General features: G+C 63.3%; 24 protein-coding genes and 1 tRNA gene. 15 read left to right on the top strand and 10 right to left on the bottom strand.

What is annotated here, in order from left to right; all coding sequences use genetic code 11:
- Positions 1 to 33 precede the first annotated feature (33 nt).
- On the bottom strand, positions 34 to 669 hold the full coding sequence (locus tag LB524_RS12960; protein WP_224526854.1) for a DUF922 domain-containing Zn-dependent protease: 636 nt from the start codon (positions 667 to 669) through the stop codon (positions 34 to 36).
- Between the two features lie 59 nt (positions 670 to 728).
- On the opposite strand from LB524_RS12960, the gene LB524_RS12955 reads away from it, so the two are divergent.
- The 3 genes from LB524_RS12955 (at position 729) to LB524_RS12945 (ending at position 3,126) form a co-directional block, all read left to right on the top strand.
- Positions 729 to 1,223, top strand: coding sequence for a hypothetical protein (locus tag LB524_RS12955; RefSeq protein ID WP_224526851.1), 495 nt, complete (start codon positions 729 to 731; stop codon positions 1,221 to 1,223).
- 98 nt (positions 1,224 to 1,321) lie between these two features.
- Positions 1,322 to 1,780, top strand: coding sequence for a GNAT family N-acetyltransferase (locus tag LB524_RS12950; RefSeq protein WP_224526848.1), 459 nt, complete (start codon positions 1,322 to 1,324; stop codon positions 1,778 to 1,780).
- 176 nt (positions 1,781 to 1,956) lie between these two features.
- A complete protein-coding gene (locus tag LB524_RS12945; protein WP_224527478.1) occupies positions 1,957 to 3,126 on the top strand; it encodes a PLP-dependent aminotransferase family protein in 1,170 nt (389 codons plus the stop codon).
- 92 nt (positions 3,127 to 3,218) lie between these two features.
- On the opposite strand, the gene LB524_RS12940 is transcribed toward LB524_RS12945, so the two are convergent.
- Complete coding sequence (locus tag LB524_RS12940; protein WP_224526845.1) at positions 3,219 to 3,473, bottom strand: hypothetical protein; 255 nt, start codon at positions 3,471 to 3,473, stop codon at positions 3,219 to 3,221.
- 155 nt (positions 3,474 to 3,628) lie between these two features.
- On the opposite strand from LB524_RS12940, the gene LB524_RS12935 reads away from it, so the two are divergent.
- From LB524_RS12935 to LB524_RS12900, 8 genes are all read left to right on the top strand, one after another.
- Entirely contained in the window at positions 3,629 to 4,057 is a 429-nt protein-coding gene (locus tag LB524_RS12935; RefSeq protein ID WP_015317017.1) for a VOC family protein, read from the top strand.
- A 226-nt stretch (positions 4,058 to 4,283) separates the two neighbouring features.
- Complete coding sequence (locus tag LB524_RS12930) at positions 4,284 to 5,243, top strand: AraC family transcriptional regulator (RefSeq protein ID WP_224526842.1); 960 nt, start codon at positions 4,284 to 4,286, stop codon at positions 5,241 to 5,243.
- A gap of 349 nt (positions 5,244 to 5,592) precedes the next feature.
- A complete protein-coding gene (locus LB524_RS12925; protein ID WP_224526839.1) occupies positions 5,593 to 6,240 on the top strand; it encodes an outer membrane protein in 648 nt (215 codons plus the stop codon).
- Between the two features lie 228 nt (positions 6,241 to 6,468).
- Positions 6,469 to 7,185 carry an outer membrane protein gene (locus LB524_RS12920; protein ID WP_140716235.1) on the top strand — a complete coding sequence of 239 codons (717 nt, stop codon included), beginning with the start codon at positions 6,469 to 6,471 and terminating at the stop codon, positions 7,183 to 7,185.
- 142 nt (positions 7,186 to 7,327) lie between these two features.
- Entirely contained in the window at positions 7,328 to 8,056 is a 729-nt protein-coding gene (locus tag LB524_RS12915; RefSeq protein WP_224526835.1) for an outer membrane beta-barrel protein, read from the top strand.
- Positions 8,057 to 8,367: 311 nt separating this feature from the next.
- Entirely contained in the window at positions 8,368 to 8,985 is a 618-nt protein-coding gene (locus tag LB524_RS12910; protein ID WP_140716232.1) for a C39 family peptidase, read from the top strand.
- Positions 8,986 to 9,007: 22 nt separating this feature from the next.
- Complete coding sequence (locus LB524_RS12905; protein WP_224526796.1) at positions 9,008 to 10,087, top strand: D-alanine--D-alanine ligase family protein; 1,080 nt, start codon at positions 9,008 to 9,010, stop codon at positions 10,085 to 10,087.
- A gap of 122 nt (positions 10,088 to 10,209) precedes the next feature.
- Entirely contained in the window at positions 10,210 to 12,192 is a 1,983-nt protein-coding gene (locus tag LB524_RS12900) for an AI-2E family transporter (RefSeq protein ID WP_224526793.1), read from the top strand.
- A gap of 320 nt (positions 12,193 to 12,512) precedes the next feature.
- On the opposite strand, the gene LB524_RS12895 is transcribed toward LB524_RS12900, so the two are convergent.
- Complete coding sequence (locus LB524_RS12895; protein WP_140876270.1) at positions 12,513 to 12,821, bottom strand: hypothetical protein; 309 nt, start codon at positions 12,819 to 12,821, stop codon at positions 12,513 to 12,515.
- A gap of 265 nt (positions 12,822 to 13,086) precedes the next feature.
- Here LB524_RS12895 and LB524_RS12890 point away from each other — a divergent pair, with 265 nt between their 5' ends.
- Together LB524_RS12890 and LB524_RS12885 are read left to right on the top strand one after the other, a co-directional pair.
- Entirely contained in the window at positions 13,087 to 13,329 is a 243-nt protein-coding gene (locus LB524_RS12890; RefSeq protein ID WP_015317026.1) for a hypothetical protein, read from the top strand.
- A gap of 93 nt (positions 13,330 to 13,422) precedes the next feature.
- On the top strand, positions 13,423 to 14,499 hold the full coding sequence (locus tag LB524_RS12885; protein WP_041163410.1) for a sensor histidine kinase: 1,077 nt from the start codon (positions 13,423 to 13,425) through the stop codon (positions 14,497 to 14,499).
- Positions 14,500 to 14,526: 27 nt separating this feature from the next.
- Here the strand turns inward: LB524_RS12885 and LB524_RS12880 are convergent, their stop codons facing one another.
- The 7 genes from LB524_RS12880 to LB524_RS12850 all read right to left on the bottom strand — a co-directional run bounded on the left by LB524_RS12880 (position 14,527) and on the right by LB524_RS12850 (position 17,900).
- Positions 14,527 to 14,793, bottom strand: coding sequence for a DUF982 domain-containing protein (locus LB524_RS12880; RefSeq protein ID WP_224526790.1), 267 nt, complete (start codon positions 14,791 to 14,793; stop codon positions 14,527 to 14,529).
- 109 nt (positions 14,794 to 14,902) lie between these two features.
- Positions 14,903 to 15,109: a hypothetical protein gene (locus tag LB524_RS12875; protein WP_224526788.1), complete on the bottom strand. Its 207-nt coding sequence runs from the start codon at positions 15,107 to 15,109 to the stop codon at positions 14,903 to 14,905.
- Between the two features lie 143 nt (positions 15,110 to 15,252).
- On the bottom strand, positions 15,253 to 15,543 hold the full coding sequence (locus tag LB524_RS12870) for a hypothetical protein (RefSeq protein WP_224526784.1): 291 nt from the start codon (positions 15,541 to 15,543) through the stop codon (positions 15,253 to 15,255).
- Positions 15,544 to 15,752: 209 nt separating this feature from the next.
- The gene (locus tag LB524_RS12865) at positions 15,753 to 15,998 is read right to left on the bottom strand and encodes a hypothetical protein (protein WP_140716216.1); all 246 of its coding nucleotides are present in this window, start codon (positions 15,996 to 15,998) and stop codon (positions 15,753 to 15,755) included.
- A gap of 203 nt (positions 15,999 to 16,201) precedes the next feature.
- Positions 16,202 to 16,275, bottom strand: a tRNA-Gln gene (locus tag LB524_RS12860).
- A 35-nt stretch (positions 16,276 to 16,310) separates the two neighbouring features.
- The gene (locus LB524_RS12855; RefSeq protein WP_224526781.1) at positions 16,311 to 16,607 is read right to left on the bottom strand and encodes a hypothetical protein; all 297 of its coding nucleotides are present in this window, start codon (positions 16,605 to 16,607) and stop codon (positions 16,311 to 16,313) included.
- Between the two features lie 384 nt (positions 16,608 to 16,991).
- Positions 16,992 to 17,900 carry an alpha/beta fold hydrolase gene (locus LB524_RS12850; protein ID WP_141906990.1) on the bottom strand — a complete coding sequence of 303 codons (909 nt, stop codon included), beginning with the start codon at positions 17,898 to 17,900 and terminating at the stop codon, positions 16,992 to 16,994.
- Between the two features lie 188 nt (positions 17,901 to 18,088).
- Here LB524_RS12850 and LB524_RS12845 point away from each other — a divergent pair, with 188 nt between their 5' ends.
- Together LB524_RS12845 and LB524_RS28845 are read left to right on the top strand one after the other, a co-directional pair.
- Positions 18,089 to 18,382 carry a hypothetical protein gene (locus LB524_RS12845; protein WP_224526779.1) on the top strand — a complete coding sequence of 98 codons (294 nt, stop codon included), beginning with the start codon at positions 18,089 to 18,091 and terminating at the stop codon, positions 18,380 to 18,382.
- A gap of 92 nt (positions 18,383 to 18,474) precedes the next feature.
- Positions 18,475 to 18,609 (top strand): hypothetical protein, encoded by a 135-nt coding sequence (locus LB524_RS28845; RefSeq protein WP_263486600.1) that lies wholly within the window; start codon positions 18,475 to 18,477, stop codon positions 18,607 to 18,609.
- Positions 18,610 to 18,731: the final 122 nt, after the last annotated feature.

The following is an 18,731-nucleotide window of genomic DNA, read 5'->3' as shown; positions in this document are numbered from 1 at the left end:
CGAATACGCCGCCGCGCCGCGAGGCGCGGTGGCTCAGCCGCCATTGACCAGGGCAAGAATGAGCTTTTGCAGATTGCCGCCCTGGCCGAGTTCGATGCGGTCGAAATCGCGGCTTGCCTGCCGCTGCGCCTGCGAAAGGGCGGACAGGCGTTTGGTCATCTCGACCCGGATCTTGCTGCATTTGGGATCGTCGGGAACGGTGAGGCCGACCGTCGCCGCCTCGATCTTGCGCGCCATGTCGACAATGGTCGCGCCATGCACCTTTTCGTGGGCGCTGACGCCTGCGAGGAAAACCTCCCAGTTCTTCTGGATGGCGGACGGCAGCGGCGAGGAGGGGCTGGGCAAGGTGTAGGTGATGATGAGCTTTGGCTTGGCCGAGACCAGCACGCAGGCTCCGGCACGCGGCTGATAATCCCTGGTCCAGGTCAGCTTGAAATTGGTGTGAGCAATGGCGCGGGTAATGCCGACATTCGGCCCGTTCTCGCCAATCGACCGGTAGAGCTCGAGCCCGGACTGGCCTGAAATGGCGTAGGTCTCGACCTTCTCGACCGGCTTCCATTCGGCATGCGCGGCGAGCGGCAAGGCCACCAGGGCCGCGGTCGGAAAACACAGGCGACCAAAGGTTCTCAACACCGCTCTCTCCAAGGCGCGCGGCACATGCAATGCCATTCAACGGCTTTTCCTATATGCTGCCGGCGGGCGCTGCAAATGGCCCGGAGGGAGACGTCATGAGAAGAAATCTCGTTGCCGCCGGTGCCTTGGCGGCGGTGCTTGGCTCGCAATCGGCCTTCGCGGCATCCTGCGGCGGCTGGAGCGCCAAGATGGAGGAAGACGAGGGTGGCAGCGTGCTGACCGCTTCGGTCTGCGGCGGGCCCAGGGGCGACGCCTATCTGATGCTCAATTGCTACGACAAACCGGTGCTGAGCTACGATCTGGGCGCCAGCGGCCAACAACTGGAACCGGGCATCAGCGGCGCGTTCGACTTCAAGGCCGACGGCAAGACGGTGACCAAGACCCTGCAGCTGGAGGCGATGTACAATTATTTCGTGGCCGATCTGGAGAAGGGGGACCCGCTGCTCGACCTGTTGCGGTCCAAGGGGGACGTGTCGGTCAGCGCTGCCAAATATGGTTCGATCAGTTTTGCGCTGAAGGGTTCCAGTGGCGCAATCGGCAAGGTGCTGGCGCAGTGCGGCAAGGCGAAGCCCGCGGGCGACGCGGATTGAACCTCGAGAGGTTGCGCCCCCCTCGTTGTCCTGCCGCCCATTGATCTCCATTCCATTAGCGGCTTGCCGCCGGCGCCGGGCGGCCGTATCTCACGTCCATGACCGACATCCAATTCCGCAAGGCGCAAGCCTCCGACTTGCCAGCCATCGTCGCCATGCTCGCCGACGATCCGCTGGGTGCCGCCCGCGAAGACGCCTCGTTGCCGTTGGCGCAGGGCTATATCGATGCCTTTGACGCCATCGATGCCGATCCCAATCAGCTGCTTGCCGTGGCCGTGGATGGCGCGGAGGTAATCGGCACCCTGCAGATCAGCTTCCTTGCCGGCATTTCGCGCAAGGGCGGCTGGCGCGGGCAGATCGAGGCGGTTCGCGTTGTCAGCGACAGGCGCTCCGACGGCGTCGGCAAGAAGATGTTCGAATGGGCGATCGACGAGTGCCGGGCGCGGGGCTGCGGCCTTGTGCAGCTCACCACCGACAAGGGGCGAGCGGATGCGCACCGCTTTTATGAAGGGCTCGGCTTCAGTGCCAGCCATATTGGTTACAAGAAGAGCCTTTAGCGGAAACCCGTGCCGGTTCGGGCCTGGCGGTGACTGGCGTATAGCGGAAGCCCTTCAGGCACTATTCAAATCGCCTGGCAAAGCGGATATAGGTCAGTCAGGTTGACCTATTGTAAAAACGTCCGGGGAGGCGTGTCGTGACCCTTTTGAACCTTCTGGCCTCGCGCTCATCGCGCATGAAGGCCTCCGAAATCCGCGAGCTGTTGAAGCTGCTCGACCAGCCCGACATCATCTCCTTCGCCGGCGGCATTCCCGATCCGTCGCTGTTTCCGGCGGACGCCATCCGCGATGCCTATGCCGACGTGCTCGGCGGCCCGGAAGCGGGGGCAGCACTGCAATACCAGGTTTCGGAAGGCTATCTGCCGCTGCGGCGCTGGCTCGCCGGGCAAATGGGCAAGCTCGGCGTGGCCTGCAACGAAGCCAACATCTTCATCACTTCCGGCTCGCAGCAGGCGCTGGATTACCTCGGCAAGCTGTTCCTGTCGCCAGGCGATACCGCGCTGGTGACATGGCCGACCTATCTCGGCGCGCTGCAGGCCTTCAACGCCTACGAGCCCCGTTATGACCGGCTGCGGCCCGAGGGCGGCAACATGACGCCCGATGCCTACCACACTGCCGCCGTCGCCAATGGCGGCAAGGTGAAATTCGCCTATCTGGTGCCCGATTTCGCCAACCCGACCGGCAACACGCTGGACCGAAAGCAGCGCGAAGCGGTGCTCGACCTTGCCGGCGAGCTCGACATCGCCGTCATCGAGGATGCCGCCTACCGGGCGCTGCGCTATGACGGCGAGGGTGTGCCGCCGATCCTGGCGCTCGACTGCATCAGGTCCGGCGGCATCGACAAGGCGCGCACGCTCTATTGCGGCTCGTTCTCGAAAATTCTGTCGCCGGGCATGCGTGTCGGCTGGGTTTGCGCGCCGCGCCACGTGGTGGAAAAACTGGTGCTGATGAAGCAGGCTTCGGACCTGCACAGCCCGTCCGTCAACCAGATGGTGATGCACCGCGTCGCCGAAGCCGTGTTCGACGGCCAGGTGGAAAAACTCATCGGCGCCTACCGCGAGCGCCGCGACGGCCTGCTCGGCGCGCTTGAAGCCAACATGCCGGAGGGGGTGACCTGGAGCCGTCCGGAAGGCGGCATGTTCGTCTGGGTGACGCTGCCGGAGGGCACCGACGCCACGGACCTCCTGGCACGGTCGGTGAAGGAGGCGCGGGTCGCCTTCGTGCCGGGCAACGCCTTTTACGCCGACGGCACCGGGCGCAACACGCTGCGGCTGTCGTTCACGCTGGCCACCCGCAGCGCGGTGAGCGAAGGCATTCCCCGGCTGGCGGCGCTGCTCAAGGGGTAGAGCAAATTCCAGGAAAAGTGTGAAACGGTTTTCCCGGGAAAGCGCCCAGCGCTTTCCCTAGGAATTGCGTAATAGCAAAGAGCGGCATGCGCCTAGGCCGGCACGTTCACCAGCTGCTTGAGCTTTGCAAGCCTGGCGCGGGCGAGCTTGCGGATCGGCTTTTCGAAAGCCTCTTCGCCGGCTTCGACGACGAAGACCAATGTCTTGAAGTCCAGCATGAACTCGTCGATGGCCCGCGTCGTCTGTTCGGACCTGTCCTTGAACCGCCGCAGCAATGCGTTCGCTTCCTCGATGGCATCGGCATTGGCGCCGTCGACCAGCGCTTCAAGCTTCTGTAAACAATCCAACCGACATTCTCCCGCCGCGCCACCAAACTTGCCATCGGCCCAAAAGTTCCATTCGGCCTCGAAAAATTGTCGCTGGTTGTCAGGAGAGGCACGCGCCCCGCGTTGACGCCCTGCCGACCGCGCCTAAATTCGGGGCCTTGCGAGGAGGCGCTTTCATGGAAACCCAGGAATTGCATCGCGGCCGGCTCATCGACCACCTCCAGCTCGTGGTCCGGGATCTCCCCGCCAGCCGGCGTTTCTACGAGGCGGTTTTCCAAGTCCTTGGTGTCCCGATCGGCGGCACCGGCGAGGATTATTTCTGGGCCGACGAATTGTTCATTTCCAGCGCCGACAGCCGGGCCGCGCTGGGAAAGCTGACCGGACGTCATCATCTGGCCTTCCAGGCCAGGGATCACGCCATGGTCGATGCCTTCTACAAGGCCGGGCTCGAAGCCGGCGGCACGGACAATGGCGCGCCTGGCGAGCGGTCCTATCATCCCGGCTATTATGCCGCCTTCCTGCTCGACCCGGACGGCAACAACATCGAGGCCGTCCACCACGGCCCCGCCAACCGCAGCGCCGCGTCGGTGAAGATCACGTTCTAGGAGCAATCGATCGACCGCGTCGAGGCGAGGTGATTCCGATGCCGCATTTCCGGGGTATTTCGGAGACTCGGACGCCACACCGGCCAATCCGATCGGATTCTTGACCTGGGCGGCACTGAAATTGTCCTGCGGAGCATGGATGGCGCCGTCTCTGGACAAGAGGCAAATCGGTCCCATACGGTGCGGTTTCAGGGAAGACGCGTGCGCGGGAAAGGCCGGTTGCTCGTTGAAAAAGAACGTCTTCTCTTCGCTCGATCTGCCGTCGCATCTCGACGACCGCGCGCGCTTCGCGCTCTGGCAGGACATTCATGTCGCCGAGATCTGGTCGGTCGAATATGCCATCTCCGGCAATGTGCCGTTCCAGGCGGATATCGAAGCCACCGCCATCGGGCCGCTGGTGCTCGGGCGGATGGCCGGGACGATCAAGCATGCGAGCCGCAAGACGCGCAACATCGCCGACGACGGCCGCGACGGCTATCTGCTGCTGGTCAACGATGGCGACACCAGGCTGAGCGGTGTGCAGACCGGCCGCGACTACAGCATCGGCAGGGGCGAAGGCGCGCTGGTCTCGGCTTCGGAAGCGCTGGAAATGACCGGCGGCGACCGCAATGTCTGGACCAATGTCGTGGTGCCCCGCGAGATCATGGAAAATGCCTTCGCCCATGTCGAGGATCGCCTGGCGCTGACCATCGGCGCCGACAATGAAGCGCTCGACATGCTCAAGCGCTATTGCGGCTTCCTGGAAGCGGGGCCGGCATTGCTCTTGCCCGATCTTGTCGCCCATGCCACCGAAACGATCGTCGACCTGATCGGATTGGCGACGGGCGCCAAGGGCGAGATCGCCGAGCTGGCGGGCGTGCGAGGCCTGCGCGCGGCAAGGCTGCAAGCCATCCTGCAGACGATGCGGGACAATTTCGCCGATCCCGGCATCTCGGCCCAGCACATCGCCCAGCGTTTGCGGCTTTCCGCGCGCTACGTCCATGATCTCCTGCAGGAAACGGGCTCGAGTTTCGCCGAGCATATTCTCGAACTGCGCCTGCAGAGGGCCCACCGCATGCTGCGTGACCGGCGCAACGACCGCATGCGGGTCAGCGAGATCGCGCTGTTGAGCGGCTTTTCCGACGTCTCCTACTTCAATCGCTGTTTCCGCCGCCGCTTCGGCTCGACGCCGAACGCCGCCCGCTAGAGCGAATCATCGTCTCACAGAATCGATGGCCGCTCTAACTCCTTGTTTTCGCAATTCCGGGCGGAAGCGCGGCACCAAAGACAAGGACTCGAAGCGAGTCGGATCAGTTGTCTTCGAACCGATCGACTGATGCCGAACGGCCACACTGATCGCCCCGAGTGCCGCGGCGCTCTCCACGACAATTCCAATGCGGCTCAGCCCAAGACGCCGCCCGCGAACAATGCAAAACCTCGACGATACCCGGGTCGCCGCGGAGTATTTTCCACGGCCGGGGAAAGCAACATCATTGGGGTAGCAAACAGTGAAAACGATTCTTCTCGCCACCATCCTCGTGCTTGCGCCAGCCGGCATGGCGTCCGCGGCGGACGTCAATGAAACCTTGCCGGTTGCTGCCGGCTATGACTGGTCCGGCCTCTATGCCGGCGTTCACTTCGGTTACGTAGCCGGGAAATCCAATCTCTTCATCGGCGGCGCCGGCATTGGGGGCACCGACGTCAATGCTGCCTTCGATCCGGACGGTTTTATTGGTGGCATCCATATCGGCGTCAATCAGGAATTGGCGAACCGTTTCGTGCTCGGCGCCGAGGCTGACCTTGCCTACAGCAATGTCGATGCGGTGGGGACCTTCGCCGGTGCCGGCGCGTTGTTGTCGAGCGAACTCAAGTGGTCGGGTTCGGCCCGGCTGCGGGCCGGCTATGCGTTCGATCGGACGTTGCCTTATATCAGTGCCGGCGTGGCAGCGGCCAAGTATGAAATGAGTGTGGTCAGCAGTGGTCCCCTCGGTACAGTAACAATCCACGACGAAACCCATCTTGGCTGGACGGTTGGGGCCGGCGTCGAGCACACTTTCACCGACAAATGGATCGCCCGCGTCGAATATCGCTATTCCGACTTTGGCAAAGAGGATCTCTCGGTGCCGATTTTTGGTCTTGGCACGGTTTCGAACATCGATCTCAAGACGCACGATTTACGCGTCGGCCTCAGCTATAAGTTCTGACACGCCGGTTCGAACAAAACCCTGGCGTCCGCGCCGGGGTTTTGCCTGCGCCGCGGCTGATGCTGAACGGCCACACCGGCCGGGCGGGGTGCGGCGGCGCGCTCCAAGACAATTCCGATGCTGTCCAGCCCAAGACGCCGCCGGCGATCAATGCAACACCGTAGCTTCGACTGACCGCCACTGACCATGTCGGTCGTGGTGCAGCATCCCGGGGACAGCAGACAAGCAATGAAAACGATTCTTCTCGCCACTGCCTTTCTTTTCGTTCCCGCCGGCATGGCGTTGGCCGCCGACCCCACCGAGACCTTGCCGGTCGCGGCCAGCTACAACTGGTCCGGCGGCTATCTCGGAGCACAGGCCGGATATGCCCGGAGCGACGCCAGGGTCGGACAGACTTTCGCGCCGGGCAGCTTCGACAATTACGGCTGGGGTTACAGCCCGTCCGGCGGTTTCGGCGGTGTGTTTGCCGGCTACAACAAGCAGTTCGACAGCGGATTGGTTGTTGGCGTCGAGGGAGACTACAGCTTTGCAAGCGTGAACGACACGACGCTCTACCGGGCGCTCGGCGTCGACGACCCCGCCTTTGGTGGCGAGCTCGAGCTTGAGGCGGTAGGCACCGTGCGCCTCAGAGCCGGTTATGCGATCGATCGCTGGCTTCCTTTCGTCACCGGCGGCCTGGCGGTGGCAAGCTACAAACACACGACCACCAACATTCCGGGCGGTCCCTATGCCGACGTCCGAGATACCGTCGCGGGTTATACGCTGGGTGCCGGCGGCGAATACGCCGTCACCGACAATTGGGTGGTTCGGGGCGAATACAGGTTCGCCGATTTCGGCCGCCACACCTCCGTGCGCCACGCCTTCTCCAATGGCGCTCCCCTCAATCGGGATGCCATCGAACTGACGACACAGGATCTGCGGATCGGCGTGGCCTACAAATTCTGATCTCCACGGCCGGACGCTGGTCCGGAAATTCGCATTCGAGGGCTCTAATGCATCGCTTTTCAATCTTCGCCGCGTCGTCGCTGCCGCCGCGACCTCCGCTTACGCCGCCGATACGCAGCAGCCGCTGGCAGCGGAGACGGTGGTGACGCCGCATGTTTCGGGCTACGGCGAACTCTATCTCGGCGGGCTTCGCTTCGTCGGCGACGACTACACGACCCGGGCCGGCGGCGGCGCCGTGCGCATCAACATTCCGTTTGCCGAGCGCTGGAATTTGCAGGGCGACCTGTCCTACGACCGCATCTGGGGCCACTACGCCCCCCTGGATGACACGCGCGGTGCGGTCCATGGCTTCTACCGCGATCCCGACCGTTTCGCCGCCGGCATTTTCGCCGCCTACACATCTGTCGGCGAAAGCGGCGTGACCGTAAACAACTATGCGGTCGGCCCGGAAGCACAACTCTATTTCGGCAATCTGACCCTCTATGGCCAGGCCAGTGTCGGCCAGCTCACTATCAGCGACTTTCATGGCGACCAATGGGGTATACGCGCGGTGGCGCGCTACTTCGTCCGGAAGAATCTTCGCCTCGATGCGGAGCTCGACTTCAACCGAACCGACTACAACGGCACCAACGAAGACGTGGTCGGTGCCGCCGTGCAGGCCATGTACCGGTTCGACGAAACGCCATGGGCGGTGTTCGGACGCTATGAATTCGAGCGGAGGAAGTTCGAAACGTCCACGCAGGACACCAGAGCCAACAAGGTCGTCATCGGCCTGCGCGCCAGCTTCGGCAGCGACACTCTGTTCGACGAGGACCGCAACGGCGCGACCATGGACACCTATCGGGCCGCTTCGGTGATCAATACGAAGTGAGCCGGCGGCACGACTGGAAAGGCGCGGCCTGGCTTTTGCCTTCGACCTGCATGCCGAGCGGGTTATCTGACTGGTGCGCACGGCCGATGCCGCCTTCGCGGCGCGTCCTGGAAAAACACGTTTTTCCGCTTCGAAGGCGAGGTGACGCCGCACGGTGCGCCGACCGATCTCTCCCGACGAAAAATCGAAATACGCCTGGCTGGTTTTTGGCTGGACGAAGGTCGAGTAGACGCCGCGCGCCTCGACAGGTCCGAGCGGCTTTTCTCCAATCTTGTATGCTCGTATACGAGTTGAAGACCCGGGGAGTTCGCATGAGTCCATTGCCTGAAACCGTGCCGTTTTTCAGTCAGTGGGAGACGCCTGACATGACGCTGGCAGTGCTCGCCGACGGCGCCGAAGCCGCGTTGCGGCGGGATCCGCTATGGCAGGGATCAGGCGCTGCCACGCTCGATGAATACACGGCCTGGGCCGCCAATGTCTGCGGCATGGCGTGTCTCAAGATGATCCTGGCGACGCGCGGCGAGATCGTGCCGACGATCGAACTGGCCAGGCGATGCACTCCATATGGCGGCTATGTCGTCAATGAAGGCTCGATCAAGGGGCTGATCTATGCGCCCTTCGTCACCTTCGTGAAGGCGGAATTCGGCCTCGATGCCGAGGTGATGACCGGTGTCGCGACTGCGGACATTCCGTCGATCCTCGGCCGGTCGCGGTTCTTCATCGCTTCGGTCAGCAGTTCGATCCGCTGGCCCGAGCGCGAGCCGCCATCAAAGGGCGGACATTTGGTTCTGGTCACCGCCGCCTCGGATGAAGGGTTCCGCTTTCACAACCCATCCGGCCATACCAGTGCCACACAGGTCAACGCAGTGTTGGCGCCAGCCGCTTTCGACCGCTTCTTTGCCAATCGCGGCATTGCCGTCGCCATTTGATTTTGACAGTTGAGGGATTTCGATGACCGGAAAGATCAGGGTTGCGATCCTCTATGGCGGGCGCTCGGCCGAGCATGACGTGTCGCGGCTTTCGGCCGCCAATGTGCTGAAGGCGATCGACCGGACGCGCTACGAGGTGGTGCCGATCGCCATTTCCAGGGAGGGCAGATGGCTGCTGCAGCCGGCGTCCGAGGCCATCGGCGAAGGGGCGGGAGCTCCAGTGTCGCAGGATGGCATGGAGATAGCCCTGCTGCCCGGCGGCAAGGGCCGGCTGATCTCAGCGTCGCCTATGGGAACGCGGGCTGACCTGGCGCCGGTCGATGTCGTCTTCCCCGTGCTGCACGGTCCTTTCGGGGAGGACGGCTCGGTGCAGGGCTATGCGGAGGTTGCCGAGGTCGCCTATGTCGGCTGCGGCATCCTGGCCTCGGCCGCCGCCATGGACAAGGATGTCGCCAAGCGGCTCATGCACGGAGCCGGGCTTGCCGTCGCCCGCTCGGTCACCGTCCATCGTAACGACGTCGGTTCCTTCCAGGAGATCGCCGGGGCGCTGGGGCTGCCATTCTTCGCCAAGCCGGCGCGCCAGGGCTCGTCGTTCGGAGTGAGCAAGGTGAACGACAGGGATGGTTTCGATCAGGCCGTCGAAACGGCTTTCCGCTATGACGGCAAGGCGTTGATCGAGGAATTCGTCGAAGGCCGCGAGATCGAGTGCTCGGTGCTGCAACGGGCCGACGGCTCGCTCACGGTGTCGCTGCCCGGCGAGATCATCCCGGCCGGCAAGCACGGCTTCTACACCTATGAGGCCAAATATCTCGACGCCGACGGCGCGGTGGTCAAAGTGCCCGCCGATGTGCCGGCAGCGGTGATCGACCGGGCGAGGGAAATGGCTGGGCAAGCCTTCAAGGCACTCGGCTGCGAGGCGATGGCGCGCGTCGACTTCTTCCTGCGCGCCGACGGCTCCCTGCTGGTCAACGAGGTCAACACGCTGCCCGGTTTCACCGACATATCGATGTACGCCAAGGCGCTGGCCGCGATCGGCATCGGCTACAGCGAGGTCATCGATATCTTGATCGAGCATGCGCTGGCGCGGCACGGCGCGCGCTGATCCGAGTCAGCGGCCGCCGTATCGGATAAACCGCCCTTTGGACGGCGTGTCTTTCCACCTCTGGCTAATGTTGCTGGCCGGCTCTATATGCCCGATCATGGGACTGGCAGGGGAGGCATGGAATGGCGGCCAATCGTCGAAACGGGATGGCGTCGCCCGCGCATGGCTTGGAGGATATTCTTTCGCCCGCCGCCCCGCACCCCCGAACGTCGTTGCCCAATGTAGCCACCATCGTCACCACGGTGGCAGCGTTGTATTTCGGGCGTGAGGTTTTCCTGCCGATAGCGATCGCGCTGTTGCTGACTTTCGCGCTCGCCCCCCTTGTGTCCGCGCTCAAACGGGCCGGTATTCCCCGGATTGCCGCCGTCATCGTCAGCGTATTGGGGGCTTTCGCCGCACTTGCCCTGTTCAGCTTCATCGTCGCCACGCAGGTCAGCGAACTGGCGCAAAACATCCCGGTCTACCAGGCCAACATCCTGACCAAGGTCCGCTCGCTCAAGGAGACTGGCGTTGGGGGAGGGATCATTGCCAGGTTGAGCAAGGTGGTCGAACGTGTCGGCCAGGAGATCGACAGGCAGGAGACGCCGCCGCCGGCCGCCACCCCGGAAAAGCCGCGTGAACCGGTGCCGGTCGAGATCGTCTCGCGCGAAAGACCCCTGGAGGTTCTGCAGAACATAGTCGGGCCGCTGATCAGCCCGCTCGGATCGGCCGGGCTGATCATCGTCGTCGTCATCTTCATGCTGCTGGAGCGGGAGGATTTGCGCGACCGCTTCATTCGCCTTGTCGGGTATGGCGACCTTCACCGTACCACCGAGGCGCTTCAGGATGCCGGCAAGCGTGTTGGCCGGTACCTGCTGATGCAATTGGTCGTCAACATCGTGTATGCCGTACCAATCGCGGCCGGCCTGTGGGTCCTGGGCATTCCGAATGCCTTGCTGTGGGGGTTGCTGGCACTTGGCCTGCGTTTCGTTCCCTATATCGGCCCGGCCATCGGCATGCTGCTGCCGCTGTTCCTGGCGCTGGCCGTGGCGCCAGGCTGGTCGCTCGTGCTGTGGACAGCCGCCCTGTTCGTGGTGATGGAACTGATCACCGGCAATGTCGTGGAACCTTGGCTTTATGGCTCGCGAACCGGGCTGTCATCGCTGGCCATCATCGTTGCGGCTATCTTCTGGACGTGGCTCTGGGGCCCGCTCGGGCTGGTTTTGTCAACACCGCTCACCGTGTGTCTGGTGGTGCTGGGCAGGCACGTGCCGCAGTTTGAGTTCCTCGATGTCCTGTTTGGCAACGAGCCCGTGCTCGAACCCCACGCACGCCTCTACCAGCGTCTGCTGGCCGGTGACCCTGACGAAGCCACGGATCACGCCGAGGAGATGCTGGAAGAGAAATATCTGGTCGAGTTCTACGACAAGGTGGCCATTCCCGCCCTGCTGCTGGGCGAGCAGGACCGTGCGCGCGGTGTCATGGGCGACCAGCAAAGGCGTCAGGTGGCCGAGAGCGCCCTGGTGATGGTGGCAAACCTCGACGACAGCGCGCATGAGGAAGCAGAGGAAGAGGATGCCCCGCCGGCGGCCGAAGAGGAGCCGGATGACAAGGATCCTTCCCGCGAAGACGAGACCGAACTGCCCGACGGCACGGATCTGTCGGTGCTTTGCACAGGCGGGCGCGGTGAACTGGACGATGCCGCCGCCGCGATGCTGGCACAGGTGCTGGAAGTCCAGGGCACGACGGTGTCGAAGGCCGGCTTTGCCGATATGGAACCCGCCAACATCCGCCGTCTCGAGCTCGAAACCATCGATACCGTGGTGGTCGGCTTCCTGAACCGGGATTCCATCAAGCACGCCCGGTTTCTGGTTCGCCGGCTGAAGCGGGCGAAAGCGGCGTTGAGGGTGGGAATCGTATTCTGGTCGCAAGCCGCCAATGAGGACAAGGAAGAGGCCGAAAAGCTCGCCCGTGACATCAACGCGGATTTCGTGGCGCATGGCATGGTGGACGCAGTGGTCGGCGCGCTGTCGAACGAGCCGCCAATTGCCCTCAAGCTCGTCGCCAAACGCCGGATGCGGCGACAGCGCGCCACCTCCCGAAAGGCCTCGGCGGCCTCGACCTAGCCGTGGGTGCCGGTTGATCTCCGAGACTGGGTCGATCTCGGTCGTTCACATATTGGAAGCGACATCGCGGGAGGAGGGCGGCCTTGGCTTGTGCGCCGGCCGGATCCTTGCGGCCTGGCGGGGGACGCGGGAAACGGGTTTGACTGGATTTCCAGCGAGTGATTTCTGCGCCTTGCGGCGCTGGAGCCAGCTCGACGACAGTTCGGCAAGCAGACTGCGCAGGGCCTTCACGACATCCTCCTCTGCTGGACGATGCGGTAATCTCCGAAGGCCGGACTGGTTCCATGCCGCATGGAGCCGTCGCACCTTGGCGCTTTTGGCTATTGCATCGAGCCTGATCGATGTAGAGCGAGAGGGATCATCGAGCTCTCATCACGGTTCTCGACGAGTCCGGTTCCAGGCGGGGCCAATCCGTTGCCCAAAGCGTCGAATTCGATCGCAGCGCCAACCAGTTGTGCAGCCTGCAGGACCAGATGTTCAATGTCCTCGAGGGCGACGTTCTCGGCCAGGTTCCTGACCCTGATCCTTTCCGCCACCACCGACACGTTGATGATGCCCGCGGTCTTGAACGCTGCGCGGACGCTCGCATAGACGTCTTCACGCAGTCGCGTGGAATAATCGTATCGCATTGAAACCTCCCAAAGCGAGTTGGTTTCCTCAAGCTGGCAGGATGCGCCCCATGGCGGCGCATGGCAAGTTAAAAGTGGAAAAAGTGTAAACAAAATCAGCTAGTTAGCATAGTTACACGAATGGGCAACCTGCGTTGGATGATCATCATTGGTACGACGCTGCATTCACCCACTGACCGCGCTTGACGCAGGATGCCGAAATTCCTAACTGTAAGTAGAATGAGACGGTTACTAACTCGCCTGATCTTTGCGCTTGGAGGCGCACATGGCTGACCTGGAACGCCCGGAACGACTGCAGATCATGTTGACCCAGGATGAACTGGCCGCACTGGAAAACTGGCGTTTCGACAAACGCATGCCCAGCCGCTCGGCGGCGGTACGCGAATTGCTGCGCCGTGGCCTTGCCTCCGATGGCTTCCTGACGGCCGAGGTGGGCGCCAAGTCGCAGGAATTCGGCGTGCTCCTGCCCAATGGCGACGGCAAGGCCCCGCCGGAACAGGCGGAGTAAAACTTTCGCGGTAAGCCTTCCATTCTCGCGCCGGCGATTGCCTTGATCCGTTTGCGCCTTATCTGATCGGGAAAGATGCAATTGCGGGTGGCGATGAACGACATCGATGGCAGCGACCGACAGGGGGCGACCGCCGACGCCCGGCTCGCGGCAATTGTCGATTCCTCCTTCGATGCCATCATCAGCAAGGACCTGAACAGCGTCATCCAAAGCTGGAACCAGGCGGCGGAACGCATGTTCGGCTACACCGCCGAGGAGGCGATCGGCCAATCCGTCCTCATGCTCATTCCCGATCACCTCAAGAGCGAGGAGACCGAGATCATCAGCAAGATTCGCAGCGGCGACCGCGTGGCGAGCTATGAGACGACGCGCAAGCGCAAGGACGGAGCGCTGATTTCGGTCTCACTGACGATTTCGCCGATCAAGAACGGCGATGGCGAAATCATCGGCGCCTCGAAAATCGCCCGCGATATCTCCGCCGCCAAGGAAAGCGAGCGCCGGATCAGGCTGCTGATGCGGGAGGTCAACCATCGGGTCAAGAACCAGTTCGCGGTCATCCTGTCGATGGTCAGGGAGACCAGCAAGCGTTCGAATGGTCCAGGCGAGTTCGAGGAATTGATCCGCGCCCGCATCATGGCACTGTCGCGGTCGCACGATCTGCTCGTCACCTCGGAGTGGGCGGGGGCGAGCCTGTTCGACCTTATCCAGGAACATCTCAAGCCCTTCGGCCTCGAGGAGCAGATCCTGCTCTCCGGGCCGGTCCTGACGCTGCAGTCGAACGCGGTGCAGAACCTCGGCATGGCCTTTCACGAACTGGGCACCAACTCATCAAAGTATGGCGCGCTGGGCAGCGAAGGCGGCCGGGTCGAGATTACCTGGACCATCGGCTCGGGAGCGCATGCTCCGGGCTCCGCGGGCGAACGGGAATTCCAGCTGACATGGGAGGAAAACTGCGAACCGCATCCCGGCGACCGGCGCGATCAGACCACGCGCAAGGGGTTCGGCACTGTCGTGCTGCAGCGTGTGGCGCCGCAGTCGCTCGGTGGCTCCGCCATTCTGGAGCGGTCGCCAGGCCATCTCAAATGGCAGCTGAGCGCGCCGCTGGCCTCCATCATCGTGGCGCAGGCCGGCAGCGAGGCCGATGGTGTTTCGCCGGGTTTCGGCATCTAGGGCGATCCGCCGGTGTGGACGCCGCCCCTATTCCCTGTCGGGCTGCACCTGCTCGACCAGGATATGCGCCTCGCGCGCGGCCTCGACAAAGGCCTCCCTGGCGATTTCGGGGGGCAAGTCGCCGCTCATTGTCCTGCGGCAGGCGCGCAGCGCGGACTGATGTTTCAGGCTCCCGGCATCGCGCCAATGTGTCGTCAGGAGTTCGATCGCCTGTTGTGTGTTGGACAGGTTGCGGATGGCTCCGGCAACGCCTACCGAAACGACGACGGGCTTGGAGAACCATGCAGTTTGCATTGGAACCTAGACCATGTTTAGCCCGTGGAACGCGTTGGGCGGCATGAGGTTTCATCGCCGCCGATCACTGTAGCGTGAGGCTTTCGGGCATCTCCGCGCGCACCAATCCCTAGAGGATGCTGGTCGTCACTTCGACGATGATCGCGGCGCCTTCCAGTCCATCGTTGGGAACGTGCACGACGCGCGAGACCCGCAGATCCTGTGGGTTTCCGTCGACCGACAGGGACACGCTCTCGCCAATGCGCGGCACCGCCTGGAAAGTAACATTGGTGGCGTCGGGCCTGTTGTCGATGGATATGCGGCAATTGACGGTCATGGACTCTCTCCGGTGTCTGGCGGTGCCCCGGGTCGTCAACGCGGGGTCCATGGAATGGTTTCAGGAGGTTCGGTTCAAACACCTGCCGACGTCCGCGGGCGAAATCATCAACCGCCCGGTAGCCCCGGCGTCCGGCGTCTGATTCAGTCGTCGGCTCTCGGAACGAAATAGCTGGTGGTGACCGCATCGCCGCCGATTCCACGCGTGACTTGAACCGAGGCATAGCCTTCCGGGGCAATCGAGCCGGTCGCCATCCGGTCGACCTGCTTGCACCGGCCGACCATTTCGCCGCTCGGCCACGGTGCCAATCTGATTTCAAGCGCCGCTTGGCACTGCGCCATCGATGAATAGACGACCGGGCGCGACTCCATGGGCCGACAGAGCGATGCGTTGCACGACAGCATGATCATCACCGCCGCGGTTGCCGGATCCATGAAACTCTCCTGTTGGCCGACAATGAACGTCCAACAGGCCGCAAGGTTTCATGCTGACGGAAGCGACCCCAATCGGTTGGTCCGATTGTCGAGAAGCTCAGGACGTGCGGGAACAGGCCAGGACCGAGATCTGACGGCGCACTCACGCCTTATCAAAGGCCCGGCGGCTTCGGTCTCCGCGCCTCTGGGCAGCCAGAATTCCGGGAACATCAAAGGCCAAACGAGGACATGGTCCAAGGGTTTTGGTACCCAAGGCGCGGCTTGGCATTCGCTGCGTCGGTCGGGGTCGATGTTGCTGTTCCGGTTGCTGTGCAGTCCAATTTTGCTGCCACCGCCGCCTTGATCGACAGACCAGCGCATGCCTTCGAGGCGGTGACGGTCGCCTTCTTTTCGTGTGCCGCAGCGACATTTGAGCCGGCGAGGACAAGCGCCAGGCAAATGAAAACCATCTTCATTAGATCCCCCTAGTTTAGCTTAAGCTAAATTAAAGTTAACGTAACGTTACCTGGCCGTCAATCGCGACGGAGGTCCAGGGAGGAAGCCACCTTCCTCCTGCCCGGATACCGGCCGGTTCCTGTCCCGGATCACGGCATCATTGATCGGAGAGGATCGGGAGCTACCCGACCTGGTTCCGGCTACTCGTTGGCTTGCAGCTGCCTGGTTCCCGCTCATGGGCTCGAACCACGATTCACGCCTTCAAAGGGCGCTGTCCTACCATTAGACGAAGCGGGAAAGCCGGCACGTTATGGCGCCCAGGCAGCTTGCGGTCAATTCGGGAAATTGTTGACCGGCTCTTCGCAGCGATAGACCGGGCAGTCCCCGTCGCGGGACGGGACATAGGCCGACATCGGCACTTCAGGCCAGTCGCACCCGTTGCCGAACTGCCTGACATAGCGATCGTAGGTGTTGGGGCCAGTGGTCAGCACCACGGCGCGGTGGTTCTGGATCATGGCCCGGATCTGAGCGCAGCCCATGGAGCGGCTGTCGGGCCGGGCATCGGCCAGACCGGTCGCCGCGAGCACGACGGCCATGGCCATCAACAGGGTCGGAACGCGAGCGGACATGATGGTTTCTCTTCGGTTTGGCAGAATTGCGAACGCGGCTGGTCCGGATTCGCCGGGGAATGGCCGCATGCATTGTCGCACATAACCCCTTATCGTGTCCGTTGGTTCCGCGACGGGCCTTGCCGGGCGCGCGTTGGCGCGCCGCGCAACCAAATCAGGCGTCGTGCATTGCTGGGCATGGACGGCAGGAAACCTTACGAAACACCGCAATGGCGGCCCGGAAACGAGGGCCGCGAGGCGATGTGCTGCTCCTTCTGCGGCGGCCGCGACCATCGGTTCGAGGAATGTCCGCGAATGCCCGATCCTTTCCGGCCCGGCGAGCCCGAGGGCGAGGATATAGCGGAGGAACCAGCCGGCTGATCCGAGGTGCCCGGTGGCGGGTGGCTAACCGGCATCCGACTTGAGCCCGCCGAAGAAATCGATCAGCGCACCTGCCGTTTGCGCGGGCGCTTCCTCCGGGAAGAAATGTCCGCCCGAGATCGCGCGGCCGCGCACGTCGTCGGCCCAGTTCCGCCAGAGCGCCAACGGCCCACCTTCGCCGGCATACCATTGGGCGAGCGCGCCTTGCCCGCTCCACAAGGCCAGCACCGGGCAGGCGATGCGCCGGCCGGCGGCTTTGTCCGCCCGGTCGTGATCGCGGTCCAGCGTTGCCGCGGCCCGGTATTCCTCGCAGATCGCGTGGAGGTGGGCGGGGTCGCGCAAGGCTTCGACATAGGCCTGGCGGATGCCGGCCGGAAAGACATCGGGCGACGACCCCCAGCCGCCCAACGCATTGTCGACGATGGCGTCGGCGGCGCCCGCCAGGATCTTTTCCGGCAAGGGTTCGGGCTGTGCCAGCAAGGACCACGGCCAGAAGCCGAGGGCCAGCCGGGCGTCGGCCCGGTCCCAGGCGTCGGCCGTGGGGACGATGTCGAGCACGGCGAGTTTTTCGATACGGCCGGGATGGTCGAGCGCCATGCGGTAGGCGACGCGCCCGCCGCGATCATGGCCGGCGACCATGAAGCTGGTAAAGCCGAGCCTGGCCATCATCGCCACCATCTCCGATGCCATGGCCCGCTTGGCATAGGGAGCATGATCGGCGCTCGAGGCCGGGCAGGCGCTGCGCCCATAGCCACGCAGGTCGGCGCAGATGACGGTGAAACGATCGGCAAGCAGCGGCGCAATATCGCGCCACATCAGATGGGTTTGCGGAAAGCCGTGCAGCAAAAGCACCGCCGGTCCGGCACCGGCGCGGCGCACGAAGATGCCGGCGTCCTCAATGTCGACGTCGATAGGCTGGAAATGCTCGAACATGGCTGGCCTCCGGCACAGGCAACGGCTGGAGAACGGGATTGGTTGCGGCGCCTTCGCAAGCGCCGGCCGCAACGGGCCGATCCCGCGCAAGCTCTCCCCCAATCCTTTGGGCCAACCTTTTGGGCCGGCGGACGTTGTCCCCGTGAACGGAAGGCCGCCGTGGGGCGGCTTCAACGAAGGAGGCCGAGATGAAACCCCTCGCCATTGCGTCATGCGCCGCGATGCTGGCCCTGGCACTGCCGGCAGCGGCACAGACGGCCCAGCAGTCGCCGAACCAGCAGGCCGACAAATGCCGGGCACAAACGGATCAGGGCGGCAAGCAGCCCGGCAGCGGCGATCTGAGCGAGAAGCTCAACGATTGCGGCGGCGTGCTGAAACCGCCGCCTACAGGCGACCAGGGCATGGCCGCGCCGGCACCCGATGAAGGCAAGACGCCGGTCATCAAGCCGGGCGAGGTGCCGCCCCAGCCGCCAAAGCAGTAGAGATCGTTCAGCAGCATTGTCATGACGGCGGAGGAACTTCGCGGATCAGGAAACGTTTCTGTGACAAAACCGGATCTGGAAAGGATGGAGCCGTGAGAGATGTTGCCAGTACCGCCGCGTTGCTTGCCTCTATTGCCATCGTCATCGTCCTGATGCTGATGGCGCCGAAGAGCTTCGGCTTCGAGGCCACCCACCCGATCGTGGAGGGCGATCTGCCAGTGGAATGACCGAAAGCGGTTCCGCAACAAGGAAGCAGGCGAGATCGCCTGCTTTCAGACTGCTGACAAACCCCGTCAATTTTGGCGGGGTTTTGTTTTTATGGTTTGAATGGGCTGGTTATTTCGGTGTC

The sequence above is a fragment of the Mesorhizobium sp. ESP6-5 genome (genome assembly GCF_020164695.1).
Lineage (GTDB): Bacteria > Pseudomonadota > Alphaproteobacteria > Rhizobiales > Rhizobiaceae > Mesorhizobium > Mesorhizobium australicum.
This window is presented reverse-complemented; position numbering and strand designations above follow the sequence as displayed.

What these genes read in the sequence shown, in the direction of transcription:
- LB524_RS12960 (WP_224526854.1), bottom strand. Translation starts at nt 669, where the DNA reads ATGGCATTGCATGTGCCGCGCGCCTTGGAGAGAGCGGTGTTGAGAACC.
- LB524_RS12955 (WP_224526851.1), top strand. Translation starts at nt 729, where the DNA reads ATGAGAAGAAATCTCGTTGCCGCCGGTGCCTTGGCGGCGGTGCTTGGC.
- LB524_RS12950 (WP_224526848.1), top strand. Translation starts at nt 1,322, where the DNA reads ATGACCGACATCCAATTCCGCAAGGCGCAAGCCTCCGACTTGCCAGCC.
- LB524_RS12945 (WP_224527478.1), top strand. Translation starts at nt 1,957, where the DNA reads ATGAAGGCCTCCGAAATCCGCGAGCTGTTGAAGCTGCTCGACCAGCCC.
- LB524_RS12935 (WP_015317017.1), top strand. Translation starts at nt 3,629, where the DNA reads ATGGAAACCCAGGAATTGCATCGCGGCCGGCTCATCGACCACCTCCAG.
- LB524_RS12925 (WP_224526839.1), top strand. Translation starts at nt 5,593, where the DNA reads ATGGCGTCCGCGGCGGACGTCAATGAAACCTTGCCGGTTGCTGCCGGC.
- LB524_RS12920 (WP_140716235.1), top strand. Translation starts at nt 6,469, where the DNA reads ATGAAAACGATTCTTCTCGCCACTGCCTTTCTTTTCGTTCCCGCCGGC.
- LB524_RS12910 (WP_140716232.1), top strand. Translation starts at nt 8,368, where the DNA reads ATGAGTCCATTGCCTGAAACCGTGCCGTTTTTCAGTCAGTGGGAGACG.
- LB524_RS12905 (WP_224526796.1), top strand. Translation starts at nt 9,008, where the DNA reads ATGACCGGAAAGATCAGGGTTGCGATCCTCTATGGCGGGCGCTCGGCC.
- LB524_RS12900 (WP_224526793.1), top strand. Translation starts at nt 10,210, where the DNA reads ATGGCGGCCAATCGTCGAAACGGGATGGCGTCGCCCGCGCATGGCTTG.
- LB524_RS12895 (WP_140876270.1), bottom strand. Translation starts at nt 12,821, where the DNA reads ATGCGATACGATTATTCCACGCGACTGCGTGAAGACGTCTATGCGAGC.
- LB524_RS12890 (WP_015317026.1), top strand. Translation starts at nt 13,087, where the DNA reads ATGGCTGACCTGGAACGCCCGGAACGACTGCAGATCATGTTGACCCAG.
- LB524_RS12885 (WP_041163410.1), top strand. Translation starts at nt 13,423, where the DNA reads ATGAACGACATCGATGGCAGCGACCGACAGGGGGCGACCGCCGACGCC.
- LB524_RS12880 (WP_224526790.1), bottom strand. Translation starts at nt 14,793, where the DNA reads ATGCAAACTGCATGGTTCTCCAAGCCCGTCGTCGTTTCGGTAGGCGTT.
- LB524_RS12875 (WP_224526788.1), bottom strand. Translation starts at nt 15,109, where the DNA reads ATGACCGTCAATTGCCGCATATCCATCGACAACAGGCCCGACGCCACC.
- LB524_RS12870 (WP_224526784.1), bottom strand. Translation starts at nt 15,543, where the DNA reads ATGGATCCGGCAACCGCGGCGGTGATGATCATGCTGTCGTGCAACGCA.
- LB524_RS12865 (WP_140716216.1), bottom strand. Translation starts at nt 15,998, where the DNA reads ATGAAGATGGTTTTCATTTGCCTGGCGCTTGTCCTCGCCGGCTCAAAT.
- LB524_RS12855 (WP_224526781.1), bottom strand. Translation starts at nt 16,607, where the DNA reads ATGTCCGCTCGCGTTCCGACCCTGTTGATGGCCATGGCCGTCGTGCTC.
- LB524_RS12850 (WP_141906990.1), bottom strand. Translation starts at nt 17,900, where the DNA reads ATGTTCGAGCATTTCCAGCCTATCGACGTCGACATTGAGGACGCCGGC.
- LB524_RS12845 (WP_224526779.1), top strand. Translation starts at nt 18,089, where the DNA reads ATGAAACCCCTCGCCATTGCGTCATGCGCCGCGATGCTGGCCCTGGCA.